Genomic DNA, 16315 nt, shown 5'->3' with positions numbered 1-16315 from the left:
ATATTTAATATTTACATGATCTTTCTAATTCCTATTCTATAATATTTTTTTTATTTAATTCATTTCTAACTTAAGAGTTGGAATATTCTTAGAATGATAAAATTATTATATACTTAAAAATAAAATATTATTTGTTTAATATAAAAAATTAAACATAAAAATATTATGTTAAATTTATGAAAATACATTAAATTTAATATTATATCTAAGACGATATTTTAATCATGATGATTAAATATTGGAATACACAAATATAGTGTAGTTGTGTACTATTGTTAGTACAATATTTCTAATTATATCCTATAGATGAATATAAGACTTTTACTAGTTTTATATTCATTTTTAGTTTTAAATTTCTTTTTCATTATTATAATAAATTATTAATACATATTAATTAAATAGTAATAATTATATTTTTGTTATGATAGAATATAAGATAAAAAATAAAATATTATATCCCCTAACACAACTTATTGAAAGGGAAAAAGAAGAAAATAAATTAATTAAGGGTAATATTAGTTATATTGAAGATGATGTATTAGAAGTAAATATCAATAAAGATTTAAATATATCCTTAAATTCAATAGTTGAAATAAACAGACAAAAAGCATTCTTAATTAAAAATAAAAATAAAACCTTGTTTTTAAAATTATTAGATAATAATAATGATTTTCATATTTATGATGAAATATCAATTTATAATATTCAAAAAGATATTATTATTCGTAAATTAGAAGAATTAAAATTAAATATATTGAATAACCATGATAAAGATAATACTGAACTATTAAATATATTATTTGATTATAGACCACCTAACTATGAAAAATCTAAATATAAATGTAGAAATCTTAATAAAAATCAGTCAATAGCTGTAAATAAATCATTAACAACTAATATGTTTCATATAATTCAAGGACCTCCAGGTACTGGTAAAACACATACTATTGTTGAAATAATCAATCAATTATATAAGAAAGATTTAAGAATTCTCATCACTGCCCATACACATATTGCTTTAGATAATATAATAGAAAAATTAGATATGATACCTCAAAATAACATACTTAGACTTGGCGATGAATTAAAAATTAGTAAAAACACGAAAAAATACACAATTAACAATCATATCCAACAAGATCCAGAATATATTCATATAATTAAAAGAAAGGAAAAAATAAGAAAATTAAAAGAAAAAAGTTATGAAAACTATTCTTTTAATATTGAGAAATCATCTGATGAATCAATAATATCAAAAATATTTAGAAAACTATTACGACTAGATGATAATATTTCATATACACAACATATAAATACTCAAGAAAAGGAAGATATTATCTATAATTTAGAAGAAGAAATAGAAAAAATCAGAGAAAAAATAGAATATAATATAATAAAAAAAATACCAATAGTAGCCTCAACTGTAATTGCATCATCAAATTATTTAATACATGATATTAATTTTGATTATGTTATTATGGATGAATCAAGTCAGGTTCCATTATATTTAGCTCTTATAGCCTTAATGAAAACAAAAAAGTTTATAATTATTGGAGATAATAAACAATTACAGCCAATAATAAATAACAATGCTTCTTTAATTCTAAATAAGTCTATATTTAATTATTTAATAGAAAAATATCCTGAATATTCAACATTTCTAAATATTCAATATAGAATGAACAGTGAAATATCTGCAATAGCAAGTAAATTATATTATAACAATAAATTGAAAACATACACTAAAATAAGAAATCAAAAAATAGCTCTCAAAAACAACAGAAATTTTCTATTAAATGAATCACCTATAACATTTATAGATACATCTAACATGGAATATACTGAAGATAATATAAGTAAAGGCTGTTGTAATAAATATGAAGCAAAACTTGTATTAAAAATAGTAGTTAGTCTTATAAATATGAATTTTGATAGTGATAGTATTGGAGTTATTACACCATATAGGAGGCATAAAAACCATATAAAAAGATTATTATATAAGAACAATTTGAATGTAGAAACTGATACAATATATAGATTTCAGGGAAGACAAAAAGATGTTATTATATTATGTTTTTGTAAAAGTAGGGAAGGTATGTTATCGAAGTTTCAGGAGAATTTCATATCAAATCAGAATCAGTTAAATGTTTCAATTACCAGATCTTGTAAAAAACTAATAATAATTGGAGATATTTCATTATTATCCCAGTCAAAGAATATTAAGAATTTAATTAATGAAATTTCGCCATTAAATACTATATTCTTATCTGATTGTATTTAAATTACTCATTGATTAGAGAGTCTGAATTACTTTTTTAGATTTGGTTGATAAAAAAAAGAAAGAAGAGATTATTTAATCCATTCCTGTATATTTTTTTGTAAATGTTGTTTTTTTCTGATTTTTACAGTTAATAAAAAAGGTCCATTCTATTTTATCACCATCATGTAGTCTATAGGCATCTATAATTTCTGGTGGTATTTCTACATACATTGGTTTGTTTTCATCATCATTTTCTCGTATTACCTTTTTGTTAATTTTTAATTCAACCATTATAAATCCCCCATTTATAGGTTACTTAGTTCAATTTCAATTTCTTTTATTGAATTTTCTTTTTTTACTATATTTTCTTCAATTTCACTTATTTGTTTCTTAAGACTACTTATTTCTTGTGTTAATATGAATTTTTGAATTTCAAGTTTTCCATCTTCAGTTTCAGACCATTTTTTTGCATTTTCTATAAATTCTGTCTTTGTCATACCCATTTTATTCAATGCTTCTTCTTCTTCATTAGCAAACTTAGTAAATATTTTTTCTATTCTATCTGTCATTATTTTCTCTCTATATTTTTTTTTATTTAATTAAATATTGTATATAGTATTATTAATAAATTTTTAAAATATACTAGAAAAAGAATCAGCCTATACAAATACTTTAGAATAAAAGAAAAATAAAAGTAATTTTTTATCATAAACTATGAAATTATTTAAATGTTTTTTTATAAAAATAAAGATGTATTTTAATTTTAGAAATATATTAAAATACATGTACATGTAATAATCTATTTTTTAGATAAAATTGATTTTTTTAAAAAAAATATTAAAAGAAAGTTTTTTTATTTTAACTTAAAACTATTTAATGTTATATTAAATTCATTTGAAGCTTTATTAAATACACTTGAAGGGGCTTGACTTAATATTCTATAATAATGACCATTATGTTCTATCCATGTATCTTGATAAGTTATATATGAAACAGTATATTCAAATTGATAAGCAGTTTTTCCATTTAAATCAAAGGTAGTTTGTTTATCTATTTTAAAATCACCAGTTCCATTCATAAGACGATATAAACTATCAGATTTATATGCTGTATCAATAGTTACTCCTTCAGGTAATGAATCTAACTTTGTAATATCAGTCTTTACAATTACCACATCTGTTGCATTTGTTGCACTAGTATTTAATACTGAACCATCACTTGTTAAATCACTGATACTTCCATTATAATAACTATACTGTGAATTATTACCAGGATTTAATAGTAATGTTGAAGGACTATTGGGTAAAAATGGTGTTTTTAATGGATTATCATAATCATAGACAGTCCAACTACTTGCCATGTCAAAAGACATATCATTATCTTCAAAATGGCGTACATTACCATTATTTTCAATATATGTTGGAGTTAAAGTAAAAAATCCTGAAATAAGAACAATTGAAGCTATAAAAAATAACAGTAACAATAGTTTATTTTTCAATATAATCACTCTTTATTTCTTTTATATAAATTATTATCTTTAGAATCCATTGTAACAATCAATGGTCCAAAACATTCAACATCTAATTCCCAAATAGCCTCAGGCATACCTAAATCTAGCCAATTAACAGAATCCACCTTTTTTATACTATTTACATATAATGCAGCACAACCACCTACAGCAGTTAAGAATACACAGTTATTTTCAACTAAAGCTTTTTGTGTATTATCATCCATACCACCTTTACCAACAATAGCTTTAACACCCATAGATAGAACTTCAGGTTCATATGGATTCATACGCATACTTGTTGTTGGACCAATAGCAACTATTTCATAATTATCATCATCTTTTTTTCGAATTATTGGTCCTGCATGGAATAAAACTACTCCTTCTAAATCAATTGGTGCACCTGAATCAATTATTCTTTTATGTGCACTATCTCTTGCTGTGAAAATTTTTCCTGTTAGATAAACAGTATCTCCTGCTTCTAATTTATTAATATCTTCATCATTCAATGGTGTATTTAATTCATATTCCATAATATCCCTTTTTTTATTTTAAGAAAAATTAAATTATTTAATTCATATATAATTATATATTTAACTTATAATAGCTTTTGTTATATTATAATTGAAAATTGTATTTTAGAATATCATTAAATATTAATTAAAGAAAATATAATAATTAAAGAAAAAAAAATAAAATAGGAGACAAACATGACAGTTACAAGTAGAGTAATGAAATTATCACGTTTCATGATAACATTACCTAAAACAAAGATTTCTGTATTCCTCATTTTTGTTGTAAGTTTTATTACAGGTGCTCTTGAGGGCTGTTTACAACCTGAATTATTATCAATAGATACTGTTATATCAGCATTTCTCGGTGGAGGAGCAACTACTTTCTTTTTATTAGGACTTACAGCCATAGCTTCTGGAGGACTTATACATAGTTGTGTTAATAAATTACATAAAAGACATATGAAACTAAAACAAGCAATGTTTCTATCATTTGTATGTATGTTATTTCCATGTTTAACCTACCTTTTAGGATCAATTATTTCATTAGGAATAAAGGTAGATATTACTGGGAACTGTTTAATACTAGGAATATTATTTGGTTTTGCAATAGAAGCTCTTATATTATGGGCTACATCTAATATAAAATATTATCAAGGAATATTCATAGCAGCAATTCAACCTGTATTAACATTAAGTATGTTAGTTCTAATTACTAATCTTGTAATAGCTTCAACTAGTATGGATGCAGTATTATCATTGTATCTTAAGGTTATAATTGGAGCAATAGTTCTGGCAATAGCAATTTATGCTTTTGTAGCGATAATAGAATCACCTATTAGAAATAATTTAGGTGTTGGAGGATTAGAACTTCTAAGTTTATTCATTGCACAAATTAGTGAAGGATCAAATGCAATGGAAGAAATATTTAATGAAATGGGAGAAGCAATTGATACAACAGTTAGTTTAATTAGTTTCAGAACAGAAAATGGTGTTAAAGCTAATTATATTTCACCATGTGTTCATCCAGGACCAGTAGGTTCTATTGGGGGAAGTAATCTTCCAACAATTATTGCTAATCAACTAGATGACTTTGCAATAATTGCCCATGGGGCAGCAACACATGATTTTAACCCAGTAGCAGCAAAAGAAGTAAATAAAATAACTGATGCAATTAATGGAATACTACCTAATCTTAAATATACAAAAAAAGCAAGTAAATTTCAAAGAGTAAAATCACAAGATGCTAAAGTTGGTGTCCAATTTTTTGATGAAGGAATGATTTTACTTACAACATTTGCACCTCAATCAGGTGATGATATTGATTATGGTGTAGGATTATCATTAATATATGAAGCAAAAGCTGTAACTGGAGTAAAAGATGTGGTATTTGTTGATTGTCATAATAGTCTTGAGGGAAATTATGAACGTTTACTAGCAGGACATAACAGAGTAGTTCAACTAGAAGAGGCCATTGAAAAAATAGAAAAACAAGATATGTATCCAATAAAAATGGGATATGCATATAATCCACTGGATGAAATTCCTATAAAAGATGGTATTGGTCAAAGTGGAGTGAAAATAATGATTACAGAAGTTGATAATCAGAAAATGTTATATGTAGTCTTTGATGGAAATAACATGAAACAAGGATTTAGAGCTAAGATAATAGAAGCTGTAAATGAGGCATATCCTGAAATTGATATGATAGAAGTTATGACTACAGATACTCATCTTGTAAATACAATATCTGGTGGTGGATTAACAGTTGGAGCAAAACATCAGGAATTATTAATTAAAAGAGTACTAGAATTAATACCAAAAGCATTTAATGATTTAGAATATGTTGAAGTAGCATCTGGAACATCTCGTGTAAATCTAAAAACATTAGGTCCTGATAACTCAACAGAATTAGTAACTACTATAACATCAATAGTTTCTGTTACAAAATTATTGGCACCACTAATATTTATAGTAGCAGCAATAATGACAATCTTATGGATTTTCTAAGAAATCCATTTATTTTATATTTTTTTATAAAAATAACTTTTTTTTAAGAAATTTTATTAAATAGAAAAATATTTTTCAAAATTAATATATTTTAAAGAATATATGTTCTTTTATTAAATAATGTAATAATCTATTTATTTATTGATAAAAATATTTATATAGTTTTAATGAGTATAATTAATATAACAAGATGGAAAAATACAAAAAAATTTACATAAATATATTTAAAAGGTGATTTAAAATGAGTAAAACATTAGAAAACTTATCAAAAGCATTTGTAGGAGAAAGTCAAGCAAGAAACAGATACACAATGTATTCTAAAATTGCAAAAAAAGAAGGATATGAAAAAATTGCTGAAATTTTCCTTATAACTGCAGGAAATGAATATCAACATGCTAAAGTTTTATTTAAAATGATCCAAGAATTAAAAGGAGATAAAAACGAAATCAACACAGAAACTGGTGTATGTTTTGACTATGGAAACACTGCTGAAAATTTAGCATCAGCTGCTGGTGGAGAAAACTATGAAGCTAATGTAATGTACCCTGAATTTGCTGATGTAGCAGAAGAAGAAGGATATAATGAAATAGCAGTAAGATTAAGAAATATTGGACTTGTAGAAGCTCATCACGAAGCAAGATATAAAAAATTATTAGAGATGGTTGAAGGTAAAACATTCTTTGACAGACCTGAAGAAGTTACATGGGTATGTAGAAAATGTGGATTTGTATATAAAGGTGAAAAACCACCTGAAAAATGTCCAATCTGTGAACACCCATATAGTTACTTTGAACTAGCAGAAGATTTCTAGAACTACAATATTTAACTTAAATAATTTTTTAGGGATGAAAAATATGGCTAAATTTGATTATTATAGTGTTGTTCAATGTAAAAATAGTGGAAATATAATAGAAGTTCTCTGTCCTGGAAAAGATGCTGATGTTAGTCAGTTAAATGTTATTGAAGCAAAAACATCTGGTGAAGGAGAACCAAAACACAAACCAATTATTACAAGAGTAGATGATGGATATAATGTAAAAGTTGGGGAAGTTGAACATCCAATGGATGAAGATCATTATATTGCAGTTATTGAACTTATTGCAGATGGTCAAATACACAAACAATATCTTAAACCTGGAGATAAACCAGAAGCAACTTTTAAAATACCAGAAGCAGATGATGTAGTAGCAAGAGAATTCTGTACAATACATGGTCTCTGGCAATCCTAAAATCCTCTCCCTTTTCTTTATTTTAACTTTTTTTTAGAATCTAATTATTATGAAAAGTACTAATATGAGATTACTAAAAAAAGTGAACAGAATAAATTAAAATATTTAAATATAAAAATAATAAAAAAATATTAAAGGAATGATTCATATGATAATGAAAGCAAAAGCACCAAAAATTGCAGAAGGAATATATTTTGTAGGAACACTTGATTGGGATAGAAGAGAATATCATGGATACACATTACATGGTACATCATACAATGCATTTTTAGTATTTTCAGAAGATAAATGTGTATTAATAGACAATGTATATCCTGGAGAAGTATACTCTGCTCAAATGTGGGGAAGAATAAAAGATGCATTTGAAGATCAAGGAAAAGAAATGAAAATTGATTATATTATTCAAAACCATGTAGAAAAAGATCATAGTGGAGCATTATCTGAAATTCATGCAAAATTCCCAGATGCACCTATATACTGTACTCCTATTGCAAAACCAGGACTTATAAAACATTACCCTGATCTTGCAGATGCAGAATTTGTTACAGTAGAAACTGGAGATACATTAACTGTTGGTAAAAAAACATTTGCTTTCCTTGATGCTAAAATGTTACACTGGCCAGATAGTATGTTTACTTTCTTAACAGATGATGGAATATTATTCTCAAACGATGCATTTGGACAACACTTATGTAAAGTAGAAAGATTAGATTCTGAAGTACCTGAAGAAGAAGTTATGGAAGCAGCACAAAAATTCTATGCAAACCTTCTTACACCTTTAACACCATTATTACTTAAAAAACTTAATGAAGTTGTAGAGTTAGGTTTACTAGAAAAAATAAAAACAATTGCACCATCACACGGTCAAATATGGACAAATCCTATGAAAATAATTGAAGCTTACCAGAACTGGGCTACAGGGGTATGCCAAAAAGAACAAGCAACATTAATCTATGATACAATGCATTTCTCCACTCAATACATGGCTCATGCTATTGCAGAAGGTTTAATATCTCAAGGAGTAGATGTAAAAATGCACTTCCTTAAGGAAGATGAAAGAAGTGAATGTGTAAAAGATATTCTTGAAAGTAAAGCAGTTCTTCTTGGAGTTCCAACCTTATTTAACAAAGTATTCCCAAGTATTGCAGATGTATTACTCTACACTGAAGAATTAGAATTTTCAAGAACAGGAATTAAAAGATTAGGAGCTACCTTTGGTTCATATGGTTGGGGTGGAAACGGTCCTAAATGGCTAAATGGTAAAATGGCTGATGCTGGATTTGAAATGGTTGATAACTTAGAAATTAACTACGTTCCAAACGATGATGACTTAGAAAAATGTTATGACTTGGGAGTAAAAATAGCTAAAGAAATGAAAGAAATGTAGAACACATCTACATTTAACTTCCTCTCCTTTTTTTATAGAATTTAATTTTATGTAATAATTCTATTTAAAGATTTATATTCTAAAAAGAAAATAAATTAATAATATGAATGGTAAAATATATTGTTCTTTATGTGGAATGGAAAATTATCCATTATTGAAGTACTGTGATAATTGTGGTAAACTATTAAAAACAAATAGAATTACTCCAGAACCAGTGTATGACACTTTTAATGATGTGCTTATACATAACAAATATAGAATTTTAAAAACAAATATTACAGAAGACACATACAATAAAATAATAGAAAATATAGAAAGAATTATATTAATGAATTTAAATTTTCATTCTAATGAAACCTGTCTTTTTCGTGTATATAAGCTAGTACAACAGTTTTCAAGATTTTATTATGATAATCAAAAAAATACATACGTGTATTTTTCAGGGGATAATATATTTTATAATGATAAAATATCAGAAACTGAAAAAATATGTAAATTACTACATGAATTAGCATCACATTTATATAGTGAAATATTTGAACAGATACTTATGTATATTTTTAATTCTAAGAAAAATACATATATTGAGGCATTTGTAACACTTCTTAGTGCTAAAAATTCCTGTTACATATTAAGTAAGGAGTATTTAGCATGTGTTAGTGAGAATTATTTTACTAGAAATCTAATGAATAACTATTTATTTGTTGTTAATATTATACAAGAGAGGAATATGGATACAGTTGTTGCTAAAAAAATGTGTATGCTTGGAAATACCGTAGCTGATGATGTTATAAAGATTTTAGATAGGTTTATTCCAGAACAATTCAGGGAAGAAATACAAGAACAAGCATTTAATGATAATATTGAACATGTTTCTATGAGTATGTGTGATGTTAAAAAAATTAGTAATTCTGAGAAGATTGACTTGATAAAAGCAATGATAGAATTTTCATACTCAGCATTAAGTGAAAATTCAAAGGATATTATGGATATTAATAGGTTTATTGAAGACTTTAAAATGATTAATAGAAATTAGAAAAATATATTCTAATAGAATGAATCTTTTAATAGACTACATACTCTTTTTTGTTCTTCTAAATTATCAAAGAAGTAGTTTTCATCTAATTTAAAATGTAATTTAGATTTAATATCATATCTTATTGATTCTATTGATTTGTTATTCAATAATTCTATTAAATAATTATATGTATCTTGTTTTGGTATTATACAGTAGGGTAGTTCTATAGAATCATAGACATCAATAAAATATTTTTCTACTTCTTTATTAAGATCATATTCCTTTTTTAAATTAAGAAAGATTTCACTTAGAAAATCATCAAGAACAGTACCCCCTACAAGAAATACATTGTTATTCCATGAATTAATATCACATATAAATAAGTTTATTAAGCTAGTTATTTTCAGAGTTTTATTTTTACTAAATTCTGCTATTTTAAATTCTTCTTTAAAGGTGTTTCTATATGATTTCCATTTAAATTCTTTAACATATTTTTTACGTAGATTTTTTAGGAATAAAAATCCTATTTCTATTTTATCTAGCTTATCTTTATTTTCATTATATAATTGTATATATTCATCAAATGAATAATTACATAGAAATACATCATAGAATATGATATATGTATTATCTTCTAAAAATTTTACACCCATATCTGTAAGTGTGTATGCTTTGTTGTTAATAAGTAGGTTAAGTTTAGAATATTCTATGTTTTTTATTAATCGTGTGGCTAATTCTGACTTTGTGCCTTCTGTTTTTAATTTATTATTTAATGCTATTTTCATAAGTTCTTCTTTAGATAGATGTGTTAATCTTAAATAATAATTAGCAGAATTTACTGATGTTTTTATAAGATTGTTATTTAATGCATAATCTATAACTACATTAATATCTATAGAATATGGTGCTAGTATTTCTCTTGGAATATTACTTATTACTGGATTATCTTGCACATATCTAAGTAGTTTATATGTTGTGTGAAGAAGTGTTGTTTTTGAGTATTTAATACTACTATGCTCTGGTGGATTTGTATTATCTATTATGTTGTATCCAATGGTGTTTTGTGTGTAATTTGTTTTTTTACCACAGTTATGACAGTATGTGTCATCAAAAAGAATTTGAGTTCTACAATTTGAGCAGTATACTCTCATGTATTCTTGATTATATCTGTATATTAGATATTTTTCATCATCATCTAAATCCTTTTGTTTAACTTCAATATCTCTATCATTTAATAATTTATTTATATTGGCTTTTAATTGTGACTCTATGTTATTTACATCTATTTGATTGATATAATATGCATTTAATAGGTTGTTTTGTATGATTATTCCATCTTCTTTTGTTAATCCCAATGCTTTTATATATTTTTCAAATTCATGACCACTTGTTAATTCAATAATCTTTTCTTCACAATTATGTAGCATGTTAATCCTCTCTATAATCCATATTCTATACTATGACTTATACATTTAACTATATTTCCATGTTCATCTTCATATGTTTCTCCTTTTAATAGGTTAAAGTATGTTTTTTGAATGTCTGATAATTCTTTAACTACATTATATTCTATAATTTGTGTATGTTCTTGGTTTTGTACGCTAATGTCATATAGTTTCTCAAATTCAACCCAGCATATACTAAATTCTAGATTATTTACTAGTAAAACTGTAGTTTCAAAGAGAACTACTCCTAAATCATATAATTCATTTATATCTAAAATATTTTCTGCATCTTTTTCAATAATTGTCATAGTTCAAACCAACTGCAATGCTTTTTATTGTTTTAGTAAGTATGTTCCTGTTATAATATTCCATATTATTAGCGTGTATATGGATATTCTTTCAAATAATCCCATGTATATTATCATGTCTTTATTTATTAGTGAATAAGTTAATATTATAAATGATATTGTTCCAATAATTCCAAGTATTAATGATGTATTTCTATGTATTTTATTTGTATTTATTGTTTTTCCCATAAGTATTAGAAATATGTTTCCACATAGTAGTGACATGAATATTGCAAGTTGATGATTATTTATACTTGTTTGTCCTGCAGAGAATATTCCTAGAAAAATAAATCCTACTCCAGTAATTATCATTAATGGATAATATAAAATTTTATTTGAATTTATTCTTTTATTTATCTCTAAAATACATGATATTATAAATATTATTCCTAGTATGATAAATGCAATGTTTAGTAGCATATATTGTGGTGAGAAATTATTTGTTATTCCAAGGTATGTTTGGTTAAGTGGCATTGCTATATGACTAACACTGTAATTTATGTATGCTTCATATATATTAAGTGATGTATTTTTAATTACAATGTATTCTATTAGTAAATATATTAAACTACTTAATATAAATATGATACCTGTAGTCTTTCTTTTAATTTTTTTATTCATAGTTTCACCAATTACCATAAATCATCTAATTCATCAGGATTATAACTTGTCATATGGGATCTTTTATCTTCTATTTCATCAACTGGAGGGAGTTCCTTTAATTTCATTTCTATAATCCATTCATAATAACTAGCTAGTGTTAGACCACTAACCTTTCTACATACTGCTCTTGCTCTTCTTTGTAATTCAGCATCAATATTAATGTCCATTTTCATAATTACACTTTCTTTAGCTATTATATTCTTTTTCTATTATTATAGTTACAGGTCCATTATTTACTAAATTAACATCCATAAATGCACCAAATTCTCCTTTCTGAGTATGTACCTTCTTTTCACATTCATTACAGCAGTATTCAAAAAGTTTTTTAGCATCAGTGGGTTTCATGGCATTTGAAAATGATGGTCTGTTGTTATGGGTAACATCACCATATAATGTAAACTGTGGAATTAGAAGTATTTCACCATCAATGTCTTGTATTGATAGATTCATTTTATTTTCTTCATCTTCAAATACCCTTAGTTTCATTAATTTATTTATCATATAATCTGCTTCTTTTTTAGTATCTGTTTTTTTAATGCCTAATAGCACTAGGTATCCCTTACCTATTTTTCCTACAATGTTATTATTTACCTCTACCTTTGCACTTGTAACTCTTTGTACTACTAATTTCATTTATTATCCTCTTCTATTTTTTTAAAAAAGCACTTTTTTATTTGATTTATATAATTATTTTTATTTGTAAGTTTATATAATTCTACTTCCATTAGTGTAATTAATATATATTTTTTTTGTGATGGACGTTGATGGAATCTTTTTCTTTCCTTATTTTAGAAAAAAGTATATATAATATTAGTTATATAATAATGAATTAAAGTTACAAAAGTTTAGGAAAAGATTTCAATGCAACAAAATTTTAATAATATAAATAATATTAACATAAATAACCTAACTAAAATCCTTTATATTGTATCATTTATGTTTCAATGGTCAATATTATCATTTATATTAAATTTAGTAACATTATGGAGATTTAGTCTAATACTATTCACAATATTTATATTAGATGCTCTATCAATGATTATTATAAAGAATAAAACAATAAAAGGACCATCATTCATAACTTCGAAAATATGGAGTCTAATAGATATATTAACTAACAACAAATACAATACAAATCCTTATAATACAGTAAACAGAGTTAAAAATACATACTATTCAATTAAAACAAAAATCTCAGGATTTTTTGATAATATCATAAACTTTAAAAATGAACATTTCAAATATCAAACAGAAAGAAAAAGAAATAGATTTTCCAAAGAAGTGGGAAAAAAAGTTGTTGTTGAACAAATATCACCAGGTAAAAAACTTCAAAAGAAAAGTTTCAAATACAAAGATCGTGCAATGAGTTATGTTAATGTTCTTAAAGAAAATGGATATAAAGACTTTACAAAATATAACATAAATGTTAATACAGGAAGTGCATATCTAATAGTAAATAAAAACAGAGACATTGTTGATATTGAAAATAATTCAATCCAAATGAGCCATGATTCTAAGGATTATGATATGATTGTGGATAATTGGCCTAAAAAATAAATACCCTCCCTTTACCTTTTTTTTATAAAATATACTAAACATATTTAAATAAATTCATTTAATAATATTAATTAAATTATAAAAAAACTATAGGGAGTTTTACAGAATGAAAGTTATAACGCTAATAACCTCATCTAATAAACATGGAAATAGTAAAAAAATTGTAGATAGACTAACAATTGGAATTGAAGATGCAGGTGGAAGTAATGAAGTATTATTTATGGATGATTATAATATAAAATACTGTACTGGTTGTAGAAGTTGTAAAAATGGTGGAGGCTGTGTTTTAGATGATGATTTTAATATGATCATGGATAAAGTACGTGATGCTGATTACTTCATATTTACAGCACCAATATTTTACAATGATATTGCAGGTCATTCAAAAATGTTTTTAGATAGATTTGGATCATTAGGTAACGATATTAACTTGGAAATGAAGGAAAAAAAATCGTTACTTATGATTACACACTTCTCAGATTATATCAATGATTTTGTTATAAAAAATACTCATCGTGTTATAGTATCTGCTAATTTTAAAGTAAATAAAATCTTAGATATTGGTGGTTTATTAACAAAAAGATTTACTGAAGATGAATTAGAATCATTTGAAGATATAGGATATGAATTAGAGGATTATGAAGTAATACCTCATGAATTAGACTTGGATAGTGCTACTGTTTAGGGAATTTATTGGAGAAATATATAATAAACATGAAAATATAACTATTGTTATATAATTATTTATGGGATGAAATAAAATGAACACATTTAATATTGATGGAAAAAAAGTAGATGAAACATATCTAAAAGAAACATTTGATTTACCAGTATTTAATGGAGATTTTGAAGATATATATCAATATCTCTGTGGATTTTATACAAAAACTATAATAAACATAACAAATTCTACCCAAATAGATCAGGAATTAATCAATGCTTTTGAAAGAGCTTCAGAAGATAATCCATATGTAAAATTAAATATAGAAGATTAATTATCTTCTAAAAACAAATCTTTTTTTTTAAAAATTCAAAAAACTATTTTTAATACATGTTACTTTTTTATAAAAAAAATAAGAGAATAAGATAATCTAATAATAGATTATTCTTATACAATATAAGTCACAGCATCCTCTGTATTAAGTTTTTCACTATTATTGGGAGTAGTATATTTACCGCCCATATTCATATAATAGTTTTTTACCTGTGAATTTAAGGAACTGGTTATATACCACTTAGGTACTACTTTCATAAATCCATATCCCTTAAGAGGTCTGTCAGTTTTCATCATAGTATTCCAAGAAGCCCATTGTACTGCTTCAATATTATGACTTGGTCCTGAAGGATTTAAACATAAAAACTTATCATTTGCTGAGTTATAACCAATAACATTCATGTAATGACCACGAATATGCCATAAAACCATTGCACCAGATTGAATACTACTAATAACTGCAGATTTACTATCTGGAATATCAATTAAAGTCATGTTAACAGAAGGTGAATATTTAATAATATTACTTTCATAGGTACCCTCTGACCTTGTAGTCTTATATACATTTGATAGTTTTCTTTCACTGTTATATTTATTTAATCCTTGGCTTATCATACTCATAGCTGTAGGACCACAAGTATATCTTACTCCACCAATAACTTCCTGAGAATCATAATATACTGGATAATATCTAATTTTATCTTTTAATGTTATTCTAAGTGCATGTGGAGGGTTCACTGCAGTAAATCCCTTATTTACATGATATTTATTCAATGCTCTTGATATTACATTCCACTTACTTCTTTCAATAACATACTTGATATTACTGCCTTCCTCTCTAAAGAAGGTATATTTAGGCATGAAACCATAAATTTGTTGACAAAGAGAATCTAATCTCTGTACTCTAAGTATTTCACTACTTGTAATAGTGTATGTTCCATCATCATCAACATATTGATAATCATCACCTAATGCTTCAACATCAGGTTTTTCACTAGTAGTTATGATTTTTTTAAGAACAATTTCATTTCCACTATCATAACTTTTTACAGTTTGATTTAAAACATTTATTGTATCTGAAACATTAACTAATCTATGAGTTTTATCTCCAAGATATATTATACTTAAAGTCTGTTTACCTAAAGGTAATCCAAGAGTAATTATTGCATGACCATTCTTTAAAGTCATGGATTTTAATAATCTACCCCTACTATTAAGTATTTGAACTTTACCAGTTACTTGATTATTATCTCCACCATTTACTCGAATATCAATTGTTGTATTACTATTATATGTTTTAATATTTTTGTATGTAAGGGTTGTTGTGTCATCTTTTATTATCGTTAATGTTATATTATATGTTGATTGTGTGTATATTGTTCCTTC

Annotated in this window: 19 protein-coding genes; 9 read left to right on the top strand and 10 right to left on the bottom strand. The window is 25.2% G+C overall.

Annotated elements, in window-relative coordinates; all coding sequences use genetic code 11:
- Positions 1 to 421: 421 nt before the first annotated feature.
- Entirely contained in the window at positions 422 to 2281 is a 1860-nt protein-coding gene (locus tag BZ132_RS03905; protein ID WP_011406388.1) for an AAA domain-containing protein, read from the top strand.
- Positions 2282 to 2353: 72 nt separating this feature from the next.
- Here BZ132_RS03905 and BZ132_RS03900 read toward each other — a convergent pair whose 3' ends face one another.
- From BZ132_RS03900 to BZ132_RS03885, 4 genes are all read right to left on the bottom strand, one after another.
- Positions 2354 to 2551, bottom strand: a complete 198-nt coding sequence (locus tag BZ132_RS03900) for a hypothetical protein (RefSeq protein WP_011406387.1) — start codon at positions 2549 to 2551, stop codon at positions 2354 to 2356.
- A gap of 14 nt (positions 2552 to 2565) precedes the next feature.
- Positions 2566 to 2829 carry a hypothetical protein gene (locus tag BZ132_RS03895; protein ID WP_011406386.1) on the bottom strand — a complete coding sequence of 88 codons (264 nt, stop codon included), beginning with the start codon at positions 2827 to 2829 and terminating at the stop codon, positions 2566 to 2568.
- 284 nt (positions 2830 to 3113) lie between these two features.
- A complete protein-coding gene (locus tag BZ132_RS03890) occupies positions 3114 to 3758 on the bottom strand; it encodes a hypothetical protein (RefSeq protein WP_048059727.1) in 645 nt (214 codons plus the stop codon).
- A 5-nt stretch (positions 3759 to 3763) separates the two neighbouring features.
- Positions 3764 to 4300, bottom strand: a complete 537-nt coding sequence (locus BZ132_RS03885) for a FumA C-terminus/TtdB family hydratase beta subunit (protein ID WP_011406384.1) — start codon at positions 4298 to 4300, stop codon at positions 3764 to 3766.
- A 177-nt stretch (positions 4301 to 4477) separates the two neighbouring features.
- Here BZ132_RS03885 and BZ132_RS03880 point away from each other — a divergent pair, with 177 nt between their 5' ends.
- From BZ132_RS03880 to BZ132_RS03860, 5 genes are all read left to right on the top strand, one after another.
- Entirely contained in the window at positions 4478 to 6289 is a 1812-nt protein-coding gene (locus tag BZ132_RS03880) for a DUF2070 family protein (protein ID WP_286940544.1), read from the top strand.
- Positions 6290 to 6530: 241 nt separating this feature from the next.
- Positions 6531 to 7100: a rubrerythrin gene (gene rbr, locus BZ132_RS03875; RefSeq protein ID WP_011406382.1), complete on the top strand. Its 570-nt coding sequence runs from the start codon at positions 6531 to 6533 to the stop codon at positions 7098 to 7100.
- A gap of 43 nt (positions 7101 to 7143) precedes the next feature.
- Positions 7144 to 7518 (top strand): desulfoferrodoxin family protein, encoded by a 375-nt coding sequence (locus BZ132_RS03870; RefSeq protein ID WP_011406381.1) that lies wholly within the window; start codon positions 7144 to 7146, stop codon positions 7516 to 7518.
- A gap of 154 nt (positions 7519 to 7672) precedes the next feature.
- Positions 7673 to 8905, top strand: a complete 1233-nt coding sequence (locus BZ132_RS03865) for an FprA family A-type flavoprotein (RefSeq protein ID WP_048059860.1) — start codon at positions 7673 to 7675, stop codon at positions 8903 to 8905.
- A 103-nt stretch (positions 8906 to 9008) separates the two neighbouring features.
- A complete protein-coding gene (locus BZ132_RS03860) occupies positions 9009 to 9941 on the top strand; it encodes a hypothetical protein (RefSeq protein ID WP_112149512.1) in 933 nt (310 codons plus the stop codon).
- 11 nt (positions 9942 to 9952) lie between these two features.
- Here BZ132_RS03860 and BZ132_RS03855 read toward each other — a convergent pair whose 3' ends face one another.
- From BZ132_RS03855 to dtd, 5 genes are read right to left on the bottom strand one after another with little or no spacing between them, the layout of a single operon-like run.
- Positions 9953 to 11350, bottom strand: coding sequence for a hypothetical protein (locus BZ132_RS03855; RefSeq protein ID WP_286940543.1), 1398 nt, complete (start codon positions 11348 to 11350; stop codon positions 9953 to 9955).
- Positions 11351 to 11361: 11 nt separating this feature from the next.
- Positions 11362 to 11676, bottom strand: coding sequence for a hypothetical protein (locus BZ132_RS03850; RefSeq protein ID WP_011406377.1), 315 nt, complete (start codon positions 11674 to 11676; stop codon positions 11362 to 11364).
- A 24-nt stretch (positions 11677 to 11700) separates the two neighbouring features.
- Positions 11701 to 12336 carry a DUF998 domain-containing protein gene (locus tag BZ132_RS03845; RefSeq protein WP_286940542.1) on the bottom strand — a complete coding sequence of 212 codons (636 nt, stop codon included), beginning with the start codon at positions 12334 to 12336 and terminating at the stop codon, positions 11701 to 11703.
- An 11-nt stretch (positions 12337 to 12347) separates the two neighbouring features.
- Entirely contained in the window at positions 12348 to 12551 is a 204-nt protein-coding gene (locus tag BZ132_RS03840) for a hypothetical protein (protein ID WP_011406375.1), read from the bottom strand.
- A gap of 13 nt (positions 12552 to 12564) precedes the next feature.
- Entirely contained in the window at positions 12565 to 13011 is a 447-nt protein-coding gene (gene dtd / locus BZ132_RS03835) for a D-aminoacyl-tRNA deacylase (RefSeq protein WP_011406374.1), read from the bottom strand.
- Between the two features lie 228 nt (positions 13012 to 13239).
- Between dtd and BZ132_RS03830 the strand changes: the two genes are divergently transcribed.
- The 3 genes from BZ132_RS03830 to BZ132_RS03820 all read left to right on the top strand — a co-directional run bounded on the left by BZ132_RS03830 (position 13240) and on the right by BZ132_RS03820 (position 14930).
- On the top strand, positions 13240 to 13935 hold the full coding sequence (locus BZ132_RS03830; RefSeq protein WP_286940540.1) for a hypothetical protein: 696 nt from the start codon (positions 13240 to 13242) through the stop codon (positions 13933 to 13935).
- Between the two features lie 106 nt (positions 13936 to 14041).
- Positions 14042 to 14620, top strand: a complete 579-nt coding sequence (locus tag BZ132_RS03825) for a flavodoxin family protein (protein ID WP_011406372.1) — start codon at positions 14042 to 14044, stop codon at positions 14618 to 14620.
- Positions 14621 to 14696: 76 nt separating this feature from the next.
- Positions 14697 to 14930 (top strand): hypothetical protein, encoded by a 234-nt coding sequence (locus BZ132_RS03820; protein ID WP_011406371.1) that lies wholly within the window; start codon positions 14697 to 14699, stop codon positions 14928 to 14930.
- Positions 14931 to 15043: 113 nt separating this feature from the next.
- On the opposite strand, the gene BZ132_RS03815 is transcribed toward BZ132_RS03820, so the two are convergent.
- On the bottom strand, positions 15044 to 16315 hold a 1272-nt coding region (locus BZ132_RS03815; protein ID WP_286940539.1), incomplete at its 5' end, for a C39 family peptidase.

The organism is Methanosphaera sp. DEW79, from assembly GCF_003266085.1.
Classification (GTDB): domain Archaea; phylum Methanobacteriota; class Methanobacteria; order Methanobacteriales; family Methanobacteriaceae; genus Methanosphaera; species Methanosphaera stadtmanae.
This window is presented reverse-complemented; position numbering and strand designations above follow the sequence as displayed.

Coding starts and splice junctions, on each gene's coding strand:
- BZ132_RS03905 (WP_011406388.1), top strand. CDS start 422: ATGATAGAATATAAGATAAAAAATAAAATATTATATCCCCTAACACAA.
- BZ132_RS03900 (WP_011406387.1), bottom strand. CDS start 2,551: ATGGTTGAATTAAAAATTAACAAAAAGGTAATACGAGAAAATGATGAT.
- BZ132_RS03895 (WP_011406386.1), bottom strand. CDS start 2,829: ATGACAGATAGAATAGAAAAAATATTTACTAAGTTTGCTAATGAAGAA.
- BZ132_RS03885 (WP_011406384.1), bottom strand. CDS start 4,300: ATGGAATATGAATTAAATACACCATTGAATGATGAAGATATTAATAAA.
- BZ132_RS03880 (WP_286940544.1), top strand. CDS start 4,478: ATGACAGTTACAAGTAGAGTAATGAAATTATCACGTTTCATGATAACA.
- rbr (WP_011406382.1), top strand. CDS start 6,531: ATGAGTAAAACATTAGAAAACTTATCAAAAGCATTTGTAGGAGAAAGT.
- BZ132_RS03870 (WP_011406381.1), top strand. CDS start 7,144: ATGGCTAAATTTGATTATTATAGTGTTGTTCAATGTAAAAATAGTGGA.
- BZ132_RS03865 (WP_048059860.1), top strand. CDS start 7,673: ATGAAAGCAAAAGCACCAAAAATTGCAGAAGGAATATATTTTGTAGGA.
- BZ132_RS03860 (WP_112149512.1), top strand. CDS start 9,009: ATGAATGGTAAAATATATTGTTCTTTATGTGGAATGGAAAATTATCCA.
- BZ132_RS03855 (WP_286940543.1), bottom strand. CDS start 11,350: ATGCTACATAATTGTGAAGAAAAGATTATTGAATTAACAAGTGGTCAT.
- BZ132_RS03850 (WP_011406377.1), bottom strand. CDS start 11,676: ATGACAATTATTGAAAAAGATGCAGAAAATATTTTAGATATAAATGAA.
- BZ132_RS03845 (WP_286940542.1), bottom strand. CDS start 12,336: ATGAATAAAAAAATTAAAAGAAAGACTACAGGTATCATATTTATATTA.
- BZ132_RS03840 (WP_011406375.1), bottom strand. CDS start 12,551: ATGAAAATGGACATTAATATTGATGCTGAATTACAAAGAAGAGCAAGA.
- dtd (WP_011406374.1), bottom strand. CDS start 13,011: ATGAAATTAGTAGTACAAAGAGTTACAAGTGCAAAGGTAGAGGTAAAT.
- BZ132_RS03830 (WP_286940540.1), top strand. CDS start 13,240: ATGCAACAAAATTTTAATAATATAAATAATATTAACATAAATAACCTA.
- BZ132_RS03825 (WP_011406372.1), top strand. CDS start 14,042: ATGAAAGTTATAACGCTAATAACCTCATCTAATAAACATGGAAATAGT.
- BZ132_RS03820 (WP_011406371.1), top strand. CDS start 14,697: ATGAACACATTTAATATTGATGGAAAAAAAGTAGATGAAACATATCTA.